12 protein-coding genes are annotated in these 13,533 nt (G+C 56.7%); 9 read left to right on the forward strand and 3 right to left on the reverse strand.

The genetic code is table 11. From position 1 onward, the window contains the following. Nucleotides 1–137: 137 nt before the first annotated feature. On the reverse strand, nt 138–2,096 hold the full coding sequence (locus ACILQA_RS05885) for a beta-galactosidase (RefSeq protein WP_395628863.1): 1,959 nt from the start codon (nt 2,094–2,096) through the stop codon (nt 138–140). Between the two features lie 172 nt (nt 2,097–2,268). Between ACILQA_RS05885 and ACILQA_RS05890 the strand changes: the two genes are divergently transcribed. Continuing rightward, nucleotides 2,269–3,375 carry a fatty acid desaturase family protein gene (locus ACILQA_RS05890; RefSeq protein WP_395628872.1) on the forward strand — a complete coding sequence of 369 codons (1,107 nt, stop codon included), beginning with the start codon at nt 2,269–2,271 and terminating at the stop codon, nt 3,373–3,375. Between the two features lie 152 nt (nt 3,376–3,527). On the opposite strand, the gene ACILQA_RS05895 is transcribed toward ACILQA_RS05890, so the two are convergent. Further along, nucleotides 3,528–3,926 carry an ArsR/SmtB family transcription factor gene (locus tag ACILQA_RS05895; RefSeq protein ID WP_395628864.1) on the reverse strand — a complete coding sequence of 133 codons (399 nt, stop codon included), beginning with the start codon at nt 3,924–3,926 and terminating at the stop codon, nt 3,528–3,530. Next, complete coding sequence (locus tag ACILQA_RS05900; RefSeq protein ID WP_395628865.1) at nt 3,923–4,555, reverse strand: peroxiredoxin; 633 nt, start codon at nt 4,553–4,555, stop codon at nt 3,923–3,925. Before ACILQA_RS05900 ends, ACILQA_RS05895 begins: the two co-directional genes overlap by 4 nt. A 105-nt stretch (nt 4,556–4,660) precedes the next feature. On the opposite strand from ACILQA_RS05900, the gene ACILQA_RS05905 reads away from it, so the two are divergent. From ACILQA_RS05905 to ACILQA_RS05940, 8 genes are all read left to right on the forward strand, one after another. Further along, nucleotides 4,661–5,578: an MBL fold metallo-hydrolase gene (locus ACILQA_RS05905; RefSeq protein WP_395628866.1), complete on the forward strand. Its 918-nt coding sequence runs from the start codon at nt 4,661–4,663 to the stop codon at nt 5,576–5,578. After that, nucleotides 5,575–6,015 carry a YeeE/YedE family protein gene (locus tag ACILQA_RS05910; RefSeq protein WP_395628867.1) on the forward strand — a complete coding sequence of 147 codons (441 nt, stop codon included), beginning with the start codon at nt 5,575–5,577 and terminating at the stop codon, nt 6,013–6,015. The genes ACILQA_RS05905 and ACILQA_RS05910 overlap by 4 nt, the downstream gene beginning before the upstream one ends. Next, a complete protein-coding gene (locus tag ACILQA_RS05915) occupies nt 6,012–6,455 on the forward strand; it encodes a DUF6691 family protein (protein ID WP_395628868.1) in 444 nt (147 codons plus the stop codon). Before ACILQA_RS05910 ends, ACILQA_RS05915 begins: the two co-directional genes overlap by 4 nt. Further along, nucleotides 6,452–8,035, forward strand: coding sequence for a TIGR01244 family sulfur transferase (locus ACILQA_RS05920; RefSeq protein ID WP_395628869.1), 1,584 nt, complete (start codon nt 6,452–6,454; stop codon nt 8,033–8,035). The genes ACILQA_RS05915 and ACILQA_RS05920 overlap by 4 nt, the downstream gene beginning before the upstream one ends. Before the next feature lie 5 nt (nt 8,036–8,040). Beyond that, a complete protein-coding gene (locus ACILQA_RS05925) occupies nt 8,041–9,810 on the forward strand; it encodes a SulP family inorganic anion transporter (protein ID WP_395628870.1) in 1,770 nt (589 codons plus the stop codon). Next, on the forward strand, nt 9,810–11,216 hold the full coding sequence (locus ACILQA_RS05930) for a cytochrome ubiquinol oxidase subunit I (RefSeq protein WP_395628873.1): 1,407 nt from the start codon (nt 9,810–9,812) through the stop codon (nt 11,214–11,216). Before ACILQA_RS05925 ends, ACILQA_RS05930 begins: the two co-directional genes overlap by 1 nt. Then, nucleotides 11,213–12,211: a cytochrome d ubiquinol oxidase subunit II gene (gene cydB / locus ACILQA_RS05935; protein ID WP_324479681.1), complete on the forward strand. Its 999-nt coding sequence runs from the start codon at nt 11,213–11,215 to the stop codon at nt 12,209–12,211. Before ACILQA_RS05930 ends, cydB begins: the two co-directional genes overlap by 4 nt. 127 nt (nt 12,212–12,338) lie before the next feature. Further along, on the forward strand, nt 12,339–13,202 hold the full coding sequence (locus ACILQA_RS05940; protein ID WP_395628871.1) for a class I SAM-dependent methyltransferase: 864 nt from the start codon (nt 12,339–12,341) through the stop codon (nt 13,200–13,202). The last annotated feature ends 331 nt before the right edge of the window (nt 13,203–13,533 follow it).

Raw genomic sequence — 13,533 nt, forward strand, 5'->3', positions numbered from 1 at the left:
CAATTCATCTCGTTCAATGGCGGAAACATGGCGAAGGACCGCGATGGCCATCCCGTGTTTATGGCGCGTTCGTCATGGGATGTTGGCTATCAGCAGGAAAAGCATCCGGACCTGAAATTCAGCGCGACCAAAGAACGCTAACGCCAGACAGCAACGCCATAAGGTTCAATGTCCGAACCGCCGATGACAAACTCTGCGCCTGCGGGCGCAGGCGCGCGCGCGTTGGCGCTATCCAGATTGAACGCGAAAGTCAGTTTACCCCGGCGGCGCAAACGCAGCGTGGGTGGCAGTGGTGTAATCTGCACGTCTGCTTCCGCACATAAATCGACGAGCAAGTTAGTCAGAAAGGCATCGTCCGTCAGCGTTGCGAGATAGATGCTTCGGCCAGCCCGGACCGCTGCCGGTGCGCCGTCTTCATAAGTTGCGATGATGTCCGCGTCGCCAACTTCAATCGTCTCGCGCCAACGGCCGCTTTCATATTCCGCGCCTTTATACGCAGTGCTACCACCGCAATCCGCGCGCAGCGTTTCGACCGAAGTGACTTTGATAGGCACAAAGTCACGCAGCCGTCCGGGCGGCAAGCCTTCGCTCATCGAAAATTCATCGGTCTTCGCACCCGCGCGAGGCCCGAAAAGCAATATGCCATCGCTCGCCTGCAACGCATCGAACGCGGCATCGTCCACCACCGCCATGGTCGGCACAACGACCAGTCGATATCCAGCCAGCTGCGCGTCGCCTGCGGACACAAAGTCAACATCCACGCCCAGGCCACGCAATGCGCGATAATATTGGAAGACGACCGCATCATAGCGATAGCCAGCACCCTGCCGTTCAATATCGTCGATCCAGCCGGACACCGGATCAATGACGATGGCGACAGGGGACTTCGCAGCGACAACGGACAAGTCGCCAAGCCGCTGCATGTCCGATGCGGCCTGTTCCACTTCCGCCCATGCCGCGGCGGGCATATCATCAGGCCGTCTGAGCCCGGCATGCATTTGTTCTTGCGCAAAGGGCACTTGCCGCCAGCGGAAATAGGCCACGCAGGCCGCGCCATGGGCAAATGCCTGAAGCGTCCAGTGGCGCACCATGCCCGGCGCGGGACGCGGATTATGCGGCGCCCAGTTAACGGGCCCGGGCTGCTGCTCCATCACCCACCATGCACCTTTGGATAGCCCGCGCACCGAATCAAAATTGAGTGCCGCCAAATCAGGATGCCCCGTGCGCATGAATGGCTTCCATTCATCAGCCGATGCTTTGGCCATGAGCTGATCGGAAAAACCGAGCGGATAATTGTCATAGCTGACAAAATCGAGATCGCGGGTCAGCGCGGCATTATCGACACCCGTTGTCGCCGGCGGAATGATATTATGCGTCACCCACTGGTGCGGCGCGGCGTGGCGGCGAATGGCCGATATCATGACGTCATGAAAGCGCACGACCTGATCCGATGCAAAGCGCCGATAGGCCAAGCGATGCGCAGGGTTCGTTTCGCACACCGTGAAAAAGGGCAGGTCGATCTGGTCAAAATGGTCATATTCCATTGACCAAAACACATTGCCCCACGCCGCATTCAGCGCCGCAATCGTGCCATAACGTTGCGCACAATAGGCCCGGAATTTTTCTAGCGCCGCTGGCGATGCGCTCATGGTCGTATCGTGGCAGCACAATTCATTGTCGGTTTGCCAACCTGCCACATGCGGATGGCTGCCATAACGCGCTGCCATGGCGGCGGTGATGCGTTCCGCCTGCACCAGATATGTTTCACTCGAAAAGTCATAATGGCGGCGCGATCCGAAACCACGCACTTGGCCGGTGTGAATATCGACAGGCAAAATGTCGGGATATTTTTCGCACAGCCATTTGGGCGGCGTTGCCGTGGGCGTGCCAAGCACGACTTTCAGTCCGACCGCGCCCAGCACGTCGATCGCGCGGTCCATCCATGCCCAATCGAATAGGCCTTCCGCCTTTTCAATGCGACCCCACGCAAATTCGCCAATCCGGACATAACGCAGCCCAAGATCATACATTCTTTGCGCGTCGCGTGGCCAATGATCCTCGGACCAGTGCTCGGGATAATAACAGACACCTAACATGCCCGTTTGTTTAGCGCCCAAGCCACGGCTGGCAAGCCTATGCACATGTTAGGCTTCGCGCGCCGAAAGAAAACGGCCATAATTCATATATTCTGCCATTTTATCGCCACGACTAATGCCTATGTAGGGTCAAATAGGTTCTGACAGGTAGATTAATACGCGCATGAGTGAAATGTTACTGACCCCGCACACACAGGTAGACGGCGCCATTTCCGGCGATGATCTCGTCGGCCGTGCCGCGCGTCTCAAACAGGTTCCGGATGACAAAGCGATGTTGCGCGCGGTTGCCGAACTCACGCGGGATCTTGCCGCGCCGAACCCGCGCATTTTCTGGTCGGATTTCCTTTTGTCGGCGCTGGTTGGCTATGCCGGGCTGGCGGTGGCTATCATGTCTGGAACTCTGTGGATTCAGTGCGCTGCGGCTTTGGTCTCGATCCTTGGCCTATATCGCGCCGGCGGCTTCATTCATGAAGTGACGCATGTGAAGCATTCCGCGCTTCCCGGTTTCCGCTTTGGCTTTAACGCCGTGATTGGCGTGCCCCTGCTCGTGCCGTCTTATATGTATGAAGGCATCCACAACCTGCACCACGCGCGCACGCGTTATGGCACCGATCAAGATCCCGAATATCTGCCCTTGGCGCTGATGAAGCCATGGACGCTGCCGGTGTTCATTATCGTTTCGTTGCTGGCGCCAATTGCTTTGCTGTTCCGCAACGCGGTGCTTGCCCCGCTTTCGCTGTTTGTCCCAGCGTTGCGCAAGATCGTGGTCGAGCGTTACTCGGGCCTTGCGATCAACCCTGCATTTCGGCGCAGACCGGCGGAGGGCGACGCACATCGCAACTGGATCGTGCAGGAAACCGCCGCCAGCATCTGGTCGATTGCGCTGCTGACGGGCGTATTTACAGGCTTCATCCCGCTCCAGTCTTTCCTCATCTTCCTTGCCATCGTCGCAAGCGTTGCCGTGCTCAACCAAGTCCGCACGCTTGTCGCGCATTTATGGGAAAATGATGGCGAGCCGCTGAGTGTGACCGCGCAGTTCCTCGACAGCGTCAACGTCCCGCCCCCCGGCCTGCTGGCAGAGATCTGGGCACCTGTGGGCCTGCGTTACCACGCATTGCATCACTTGCTGCCCAGCGTGCCGTATCATGCGCTTGGGACGGCGCACAAACGCCTGACCGCACAATTGGCACCCGATTCGGCTTACCACCGCGCCAATTATGACGGGCTTACCGGATTGGTATACCGTCTTGCGCGCAGCACGTTCGTGCGGGGCACCTGAGCAACCTTCTTCGATGGCCACAAGCCGGCGCGATTGGCCCGGATGACTGGCCATGTCGTGTGCCTGAGCCATATTGAAGATGTATGACTGTGCCTCAATTAGCCATTCGTTCCGATAGCATGGCCATGCTTGGATGGCTGCAACATCAGCAGTTAAATGATTCGCGCGAATCCCGCCGCGCCACGCGCTGGGGGTGCACTTGCCTCAGGCTTGTTCAATCGCAGGGCGGTATTCAACATTTGCCCCACATCGCCTTCGTCCCCAAGGATGGCTTCCATGCTGCGAACGCATAAGCAGACTTTATCATCCGCTAAATCATACCAGATTTGCTTGGACGCACGGCGCGTTTTGACGAGGTCGTTGCGGCGCAATTCCGCAAGTTGCTGGCTAAGCGCAGGTTGGCCGATGCCCGTTGCGGCATCGATTTCGCTCACCGTGCGTTCACCGCGCAAAAGGCAAGATAAGATCATCAGCCGCTGCGGCTGCGCATAGACTTTTAGCTTGTCCGCCGCTTTTACGGCGCGGTCGCGACTTTCAAAAAGCGAAGTCATTTCGTGTCGGCCAAATGGCAAAACCAATCATCGCCACCGCTGATTTCCGCGCTGTTTATAACTGGCATTGCAAGCAATTTGTCCCCTGGCTGCCATCCTTCTGGCGCAAGGCCAGCGCCGCCCTGAGTAGCTTGCAATGCGTAAAGAAGGCGCAGCATTTCACTGACCGAGCGGCCCACATTATGCGGATACGTCGTGATAGCACGAATGATGCCGTCGGGGTCGATGAAATAGGTTGAGCGCACCGCGGCGCTATCGGCCGCAGCATCATCAATCATGCCATATGCGCGGCCAATGGCCATGGAGGGATCTTCAATGATCGGGAAAGGAACATTCACCCCAAATTTATGTTTAATCGCAGTCACCCAAGCAATGTGCGAATGGATACTGTCCACGGAAAGCCCGAGCAATGCACAACCAGTTGCTTCGAACGCAGCAGCCGACTTGGCAAGCGCAACAAATTCTGTCGTGCACACGGGCGTAAAGTCCGCAGGGTGCGAAAACAAGATAAGCCACTGGCCCCGATATTCCGAAAGGCTCCGCTCCCCGAGCGTTGTTCGCGCGCGAAAGTCCGGCGCTGTTTCGCCAATCCTAATTGGCTGTGAGGGAACTGCTTTCGTGTCGTTCATTTCTTCATCCTGTTCATCGCTCGGCGCTGCCACGAGACTCTTATTGACGCAACATCGATAATCGATTACACAATTTATGTAAATATGAATTTATAGGAGTTTTCCATGCCCGACTCAGCGTTAGAAAATGCCATCGCGCAGGTGAGCGATGCCCAAAAGGGTGTTCCGATAATTCGCGCCTTTTTCGACAAACCGACTTTCACGGTTAGCTATGTGGTCCACGATCCTGAAACGAAGCAGGCTGCGATCATTGATAGCGTGCTTGATTTTGACCCCGCTTCTGGCCGGACCTCGTTCGCGTCGGCAGATGCAATTATCGCATATGTTGCACAGCAGGGCTTGGCCGTTGATTGGTTGCTCGAAACCCATGCGCATGCCGACCACCTTTCGGCAGCACCTTATTTGCAGCAAAAGCTTGGCGGCAAAATCGCCATCGGTGAGCATATCGTCACCGTCCAGAATGTGTTCGGAAAGCTGTTTAACGCTGGCACTGATTTTCAGCGTGATGGGTCGGACTTTGACCGGCTGTTTGCCGATGGCGACCACTTCCAAATTGGGAAGCTGGACGTAACCGTTCTCCATGTCCCCGGTCATACGCCTGCGGACATTGCCTATGTCATTGGTGACGCCGTGTTCACGGGCGACACAATGTTCATGCCCGATTACGGCACGGCGCGCGCGGATTTTCCCGGCGGAAATGCGCGGCAATTGTTCCAGTCGTTGCGCCGGATTTTGTCGCTGCCTGCCACGACGCGGCTCTTTATGTGCCATGACTATCTGCCTGCTGGTCGCACGGAATATGCATGGGAAACGACTGTAGAGGCAGAGCGTACAGGCAATATCCATGCCCATGACGGCATAACCGAGGATGAATTTGTCGCGATGCGTGAGGCGCGCGATGCGACGCTGGATATGCCGCGCCTGATTTTACCGTCGGTGCAAGTGAATATGCGTGCAGGCCATATGCCCGTGGCGGACGACAATGGCATCACGTACCTCAAAATCCCGGTAAACGCGGTATGATAGCGGCTTTTCCCAACGCCATGCCTGTTGAGGGCTTTATGGGCGGCTTGCTGATTGGGCTTGCGGCCGCAATCATGCTGCTCGGCCTTGGCCGGATCGCCGGCGTCAGCGGAATGGCGGCGCGGGCAACGGGCATTGCGGATAGCGGAGCGCCAAGAAATGTCGCAATCGCATTCGTCGTCGGCCTTCCGCTTGGTGCGCTTCTGATCGCGCAGACCGTTGGTGCGGTGAACGTCAACTTTCCAGCATCCATCTGGCCGCTGATCATCGGTGGCTTACTCGTGGGTTATGGCACACGGCTCGGCTCGGGCTGCACCAGTGGCCATGGCGTATGCGGGCTGTCGCGTCTTTCGCCGCGGTCGATGGTGGCAACAGGCATGTTCATGGCAAGCGGGTTTGTGACTGTAGGGATTCTGCGCGCAGGAGGTTGGCTATGACCCGGGCGCTTATCGCATTAATCTCTGGAACGCTGTTCGGGGCCGGCCTTGCCTATTCGGGCATGTCGGACCCTGCGCGCGTTCAGGCGTTTCTGGATCTGTTTGGCCAATGGGATCCAACGCTCGCTTTCGTCATGGGTGGCGCCATGCTGCCGATGGCCGTGGCTTGGGTTATTAGATCGCGGCTATCTGCGCCGCTTGCCGCGCCAACGTTCGATTTACCAGGCACGACCACGCTAGATCGCCCGCTTGCCATTGGGGCCATATTGTTTGGAATGGGTTGGGGCATCGCCGGCCTTTGCCCCGGGCCTGCGCTTGCTGACTTGGCGATTGCGCCGGGCGATGTCGCGCCATTTGTCGTTGCGATGTTTGTCGGCATGGCCGCGCAACGCTTCACAGCTTTTACATCCCAAAAACCAAAACAAGCGGGGCCTAAATGACGTTCAAATCCATCACGCCAAGCTTTTCTGTGTCAGGGCAATTGACGACAGAAAATCTGCATCACGCTGCCGCGCAGGGCTTCAAATCGGTTATCTGCAACCGGCCAGATGGCGAAGAGGCGGGGCAACCATCCGCCGCCGCTATCCAGAAAGAAGCACAAGCGCTTGGCCTGTCATTTACGTATATTCCAGCCATCTCAGGCGCGGTTACAGGCGATGATGCGGCGAAGATGAAAGCGGCTCTGACCCAAATGCCATCCCCCATTCTTGCCTATTGCCGCTCCGGCGCGCGTTCAGCCAAGCTTTGGGAAATGGCGACAAAAGATCAGGATGCAGCGCCATCCTCCGCCAAAATCTATGATGTGGTTATCGTGGGCGGCGGCAGTGCCGGAATCGCCACAGCCTCCAGCCTCCTCAAACGCAATCAGAAGCTATCGATTGCCGTTATCGAACCTTCAGAAGACCATTATTATCAGCCCGGCTGGACTATGGTTGGGGCTGGCGTATTCTCAGCTGAATTCACCAAGCGCGCCGAAAAATCGGTCATGCCCAAAGCGGTTGACTGGATCAAGAAAGCAGCCTCTGGATTTGTGCCTGAGGACAACAAAGTGCTGCTCGCCGATGGCAGTTCGGTTGCCTATCGCGTGCTGGTGGCTTGCCCCGGGATCAAGCTGGATTGGGATGCCATTGACGGCTTGACCGAAACGCTCGGTCAAAATGGTGTAACGTCCAACTATCGTTACGACCTTGCCCCTTATACCAACCGCCTTGTGAAGGATTTCAAGCAAGGCCGCGCGCTGTTCACGCAGCCGCCCATGCCGATCAAATGTGCAGGCGCGCCGCAAAAATCAATGTATCTGTCGTGCAGTGCGTGGGAACGGGCCGGGGTGTTAAAAGACATTGATGTGCAATTCCATAACAGCGGCGCAGTGCTGTTCGGGGTCGCGGCCTATGTCCCCGCATTGATGGAATATATCGAACGCTATGACGCGCATCTAAATTTTGAATCGAAGCTGGTTGCGATTGATGGCCCTGCCAAAATTGCGACATTTGAACAGAAACGCGGCGACATCGTCACGCGGGTCGAAGAAAAGTTCGACATGATCCATGTCGTCCCGCCGCAAGTCGCGCCAGATTTCGTGCGCAACAGTCCGCTGGCTGCCGCGAGTGGTTTTATCGAGGTCAATGAAGCAACATTGCAGCATGTGCGGTATGCGAATGTCTTCGCCTTGGGCGATGCCTGCTCAGCGTCAAACGCCAAGACCATGGCGGCAGCGCGCAAGCAAGCGCCGGTGGTCGCGGTGAATGTATTGGCTGCTCTTGAGGGCAAGCCTCCTGTCGCCGATTATGACGGCTATGGCAGTTGCCCGTTGACGGTCGAGCGCGGCAAGATTGTGCTCGCCGAATTTGGTTATGGCGGAAAATTGCTGCCGAGCTTCCCGAATTGGTTGATTGACGGCACGCGCCCATCGCGCCTGTCATGGCTGTTAAAGGACACCATCCTTCCCCCAATTTACTGGCACGGTATGCTCAAAGGGCATGAGTGGATGGTCAAGCCCCACAAGATCGGAGCGGCATAACGGCTATGAAATTGGCGCGCTATTTGCCGATATTGGAATGGGGACGCGGCTATGGCGGCGTGACGTTGACCAATGACTTGGTCGCCGCCGCAATCGTTACAATCATGCTCATCCCGCAAAGCCTGGCTTATGCCATGTTGGCGGGCTTGCCACCGGAAATAGGGCTATACGCGTCTATTCTTCCCATCATTGCTTATGCCCTGTTCGGGACGAGCCGCGCACTCGCCGTTGGACCGGTGGCGGTGATTTCGCTGATGACTTTGACAGCGGCGAGCGCCGTTGCCGCACCGGGCAGCGCCGAATTTATTGCCGCCACACTTGTCCTCGCGTTGCTGTCCGGGCTCATCCTGATTGTCATGGGTGTGTTGCGTCTGGGCTTTTTGGCGAACCTATTGTCGCATCCCGTGGTGTCGGGATTTATTACCGCAAGCGGTATCATTATTGCCACCAGCCAACTCAAGTCGCTGCTGGGCATTAAGGCGTCGGGTGAGGCACTGCCCGAGCTGATCACGACGTTGATCGAAAATGCCAAGGACACAAATCCTTACACCCTTGCGATTGGCGTGATTGCGACCGGATTTCTATTCTGGGTCCGCAAAGGTTTGAAACCCATGCTCATTGGCTTCGGGCTGGCGGCGCGGCCCGCTGATCTTGTTGCCAAAGCTGGGCCCATCGTTGCGGTCGCGCTGTCGATTTTGGCGGTCATTACCTTCGATCTCGAAGCCAAAGGCGTGAAGGTGGTGGGCGACATCCCGCAGAGCTTGCCGCCCTTTACCGTTCCCTTGTTCGATGCGGAACTATGGCAACAACTGGCCATTCCTGCTTTATTGCTCAGCATCATTGGATTTGTGGAATCGGTCTCGGTCGCGCAAACGCTCGCAGCGAAAAAGCGGCAACGCATTGTTCCGGATCAGGAACTTATCGGCCTGGGTGCAGCCAATGTCGCCGCCGCTTTTTCGGGCGGCTATCCGGTCACGGGCGGATTTGCCCGCTCGGTCGTCAACTTTGATGCGGGCGCAGAGACCCCGGCCGCAGGTGCGTTTACCGCGATTGGCATCTTGCTCGCGGCCTTGTTCCTGACGCCATTACTTGCGTCGCTTCCCATCGCCACATTGGCCGGTACAATCATCGTTGCGGTCTTGAGCCTTGTCGATTTTAAAACGCCGCGTGCGATCTGGCATTATTCCAAAGCCGATTTTGCCGCGATGGCGGCGACAATAGCTGTGACGCTCCTAATTGGCGTTGAACCCGGCGTCATGGCCGGAGTCGGCCTGAGTCTTGCATTGTTCCTCTGGCGCGCCTCACGGCCACATGCCGCCATTGTGGGACGGGTTCCCGAGACGGAGCATTTCCGAAATGTGAAACGCCACAAGGTGTTCACCGACCCCCGCATCCTGACCATCCGCATCGACGAAAGCCTGACCTATCTCAACGCGCGCTGGTTGGAAGAATTCGTGCTGGAGGAGATTGCCGCACATCCCAAGCTCAAGCATCTCATCCTGATGGCCTCGGCGGTCAACGCGATTGATGCTTCTGCTCTTGAGAGCATCGAGGCCATCAATCACCGCATGGCCGATGCTGGCGTGTGCCTACACCTGTCCGAAGTCAAAGGCCCGGTGATGGACGCGCTCGAACGCGGGCATTTCCTGCACGAACTTACCGGACGGGTGTGGCTTTCACAAAATGAAGCTTTTGAAGCCGTGCTGGAAATCGCCAATCGCGAAGAAGAAACGCAAGCGCCAACCGATCTGTGGATGGCAAGGGGACTGATATGATGATCGAACAGGAATGGGCAATAATTCTGGCCCGCGCACAATTTGCTTTTACCGTAAGCTTCCACTTTCTGTTCCCGGCGTTTTCGATTGGGCTGGCGAGCTTTCTCGCGGTTCTTGAGGGGCTATGGCTCAAAACCGGTAAGGGCGTGTACGCCAATCTCTATCGTTACTGGCTCAAGATATTCGCCGTCGTTTTTGCGATGGGCGTCGTCTCGGGTATTGTCATGTCCTACCAATTCGGAACCAATTGGTCTGTATTTTCGGACAAGGCCGGACCCGTCATTGGGCCGTTAATGGCCTATGAAGTGCTGACGGCATTCTTTTTGGAGGCTGGCTTTCTTGGCGTCATGCTGTTCGGCATCAATAAGGTTGGGCGCAAGCTCCACTTTGTCGCAACGCTGGCCGTCGCCATCGGCACCTTCATTTCCGCATTCTGGATACTGTCAGTGAACAGCTGGATGCAAACACCGGTGGGATATGAGATTGCGGCCAATGGTCAGTTCATGCCCGGTGATAGCTGGTGGACAATCATCTTCAACCCCAGCTTCCCCTACCGCCTCGTCCACACTTTACTGGCAGCTTATTTGACAACGGCCTTTGCCGTCGGGGCGGTTGGTGCCTGGCATTTGTTGAAAGACAAAAGCAATCCGGGGGCACGCAAAATGTTCTCTATGGCGATGTGGATGGCAGCCATCGTCGCGCCGCTTCAGGTTGTCGCGGGTGACTTTCACGGCATCAACACGTTGGAGCATCAACCAGCTAAAGTCATGGCGATGGAGGGGCATTATCAAAGCCATCCCAACGGCGCGCCATTGATATTGTTTGGTATTCCGAACAGCAAAGAGCGGACGGTCGATTACGCCATCGAAATTCCCAAAGCGTCGTCGTTGATCCTGAAGCATGACCTAAATGCACCGCTCGCTGGGCTTGATACCATCCCAGATGCAGACGAGCCGCCGGTTGGCATTGTCTTCTGGGCTTTCCGGATCATGGTCGGTCTCGGTATGGCGATGGTAGCTATCGGCATGTGGAGCCTGCTCGCGCGGGCAAGAAAGCAGCTATATGAATGGTCGTGGCTTCATAAGGCCGCATTAGTGATGGGCCCGTCTGGCTTCATTGCGGTGCTTGCCGGCTGGGTGGTGACCGAAGTTGGGCGGCAACCCTTCACAATTTATGGCGTGTTGCGCACCGTTGATAGTGCGTCGCCATTGGATGCACCCGCGGTCGCTTTCTCGCTTCTCGCCTTTGTCGTCGTATATTTCACAGTGTTCGGCATGGGCATTTGGTATTTGCTGCGCTTGATGAAGAAAGCACCGGAGGCGCATGAAAGCGCGCTCGATGGTGCCCCTATCCGAAGTGCAGGCATCACCCCTGCACCCGCGGTATTGGAAGGAGCATCGGCATGATCGATCTGACAGTCATTTGGGCCAGCATCATTGGCTTTGCCATCATTGCTTATGTCGTCATGGACGGATTTGATCTTGGCATCGGCATATTGTTTCCCTTTTTCAAAGTGGGCAAGGACCGCGATACCGCGATGAACAGTATCGCGCCTGTCTGGGATGGGAACGAAACATGGCTGGTGATGGGCGTCGGCGGTTTGCTCGCCGCCTTCCCGCTGGCGTACGCCATCATTTTGCCTGCGCTTTATGCACCGATGATTGCGATGCTGCTCGGCCTTGTGTTCCGCGGCGTTGCGTTCGAATTTCGCTGGCGTGACCCCGCACATCGCGAACTGTGGGATCGCGCATTCACGCTGGGCTCGTTCATTGCCACCTTCGCACAAGGGATAGCACTTGGCGCGCTGCTCCAAGGCATTACCGTTGAAGGCCGTTCCTATGCCGGCGGATGGTGGGAATGGTTGTCGCCATTTAGCATTTTGACCGGCTTTGGGCTGGTGGTCGGCTATGCGCTTTTGGGCGCGTGCTGGCTGAACTGGAAAACTGAAGGCGCATTGCAGCGTCAGGCTGTCACCTATGCCGGACGACTGGGCATTAGCTTGCTATTGATGATCGGCCTCATCAGCCTGGCCACGCTGACGCTTGAGGCGCAATATTATCTGCGTTGGTTGAGCTATCCGGGTGTGCTGGCAACGGCCATAGTGCCGATTGCCACCATCGCCGTGACATTCCTTTTCTATCGCAGCCTGCGCCAGACCAAAGACGCGCAGCCGTTCTTTTGGGCACTCGCATTGTTCGGCTTATGCCTGATTGGCCTTGGCATTTCGATCTGGCCCAACGTCATTCCGGCGCGGGTCACCATCTGGGAAGCAGCGGCGCCGCATCGCAGCCAAGTCTTCATGTTGATCGGCGCGTCGATCATGGTCCCGATCATCGTTGCCTATACCGCATGGTCCTATTGGGTGTTTCGCGGCAAAGTCGGCCACGACGGATATCATTGATGCCGCGCGCAAAACAATTGGGCTGGTTCGTCGGCATCTGGGCGCTGAGCGTCGCGGCACTGGCGATCGTCGGGACTGCTATCCGATGGGTATTGCTCTAAAAAGTTGCATGGGGAGTGGCGCAAAAATGACCGAGATAAACAACGGCCCCGAAGCGTTGAAGGGCGAAAATTGGGCGGGCGAGATGGGTGCCAAATGGCTTGCCAATCTCGCATGTTTTGAAGGCATGATCGCCCCCATTGGCGAGGCGCTTCTTCGGCAAGCCGATTTTAAACCCGACGAACGCGTGCTTGATATCGGCTGCGGTGGCGGCGGGACGACAATTGCCATAGCAAAGGCCGTTGCGCCTTCCGGCGAAGTGGTTGGTATCGACATTTCACCCGACTTGACGACTGCGTCTATGCGGCGTGCCAAAGACGCTGGAGTCACCAACATTGGTTTCATCTGCGCTGATGGAGCCACGGTCCAGTTAGAAGATGCCCCATTTGACCGGCTCTTTTCGCGTTTTGGCAGTATGTTTTTTCCCGAACCGCATAAGGCCTTTGCAAATTTGCACAGTCTGCTGCGTCCCGGTGCGCGGATTGATCTGGCGGTATGGGGCCCACCACGCGACAATTTGTGGATGATGGAAATGATGGGCGTCGTCCGCCGTTATGTCGATATCCCCCCGGCGGTTCCCCGCGCGCCCGGGCCATTCGCGTTTGAAGACCTCGACTATCTGAACGAAATACTTGCGTGCGGCGGCTTTTCGGAAGCCAGCGTAATCGCCTATAATGGGCTTCAACCGATTGGTGGCGTGAATGCCGCACCTCATGATGCGGTATCTTTTGTGCTGTCTTCAATGGCGGTTGGACGCGCGCTAGAGGAACAAGGTGCAGATGTTCGAGCGGCAGCTGAAACGGACTTGGTCGAACTATTCCAGACGCATTATGTCCCCGGGCAAGGCGTTATGATGCAAGGTAAGGCTTGGCTCGTGTCGGCGATTGCTTGAAAATGTTTTGTCTGAAACGCTGCTTTCGCCAACCGGAGTGAACGGCTTGTTTTGAAGGCGAAGCGTGATCGTTTCAACGGCCGGTATGTTGGCGAGAATTGCTCAAGAGAAATTTTCGGTTTCTCCAATGCATTTGGAAATTGCAGCAGCGCCCCGCCTCAGCTTCGCTTTATGCGGCGTTGATTAATTCGACACAGCTTATGTCACGTTGACCGCTGTGGCGGTCCAGTTGGATGACCACGTCGATCATGGATCGGGCGTACTCCATCGTTTCGAGGCGGCCAAGACCAAGTCCGGCCTGCATACACATGAAGGCAATTTGTTCGAACGC

Origin of the sequence: Sphingorhabdus sp. (assembly GCF_044239005.1) — a bacterium.
Lineage (GTDB): Bacteria > Pseudomonadota > Alphaproteobacteria > Sphingomonadales > Sphingomonadaceae > Sphingorhabdus_B.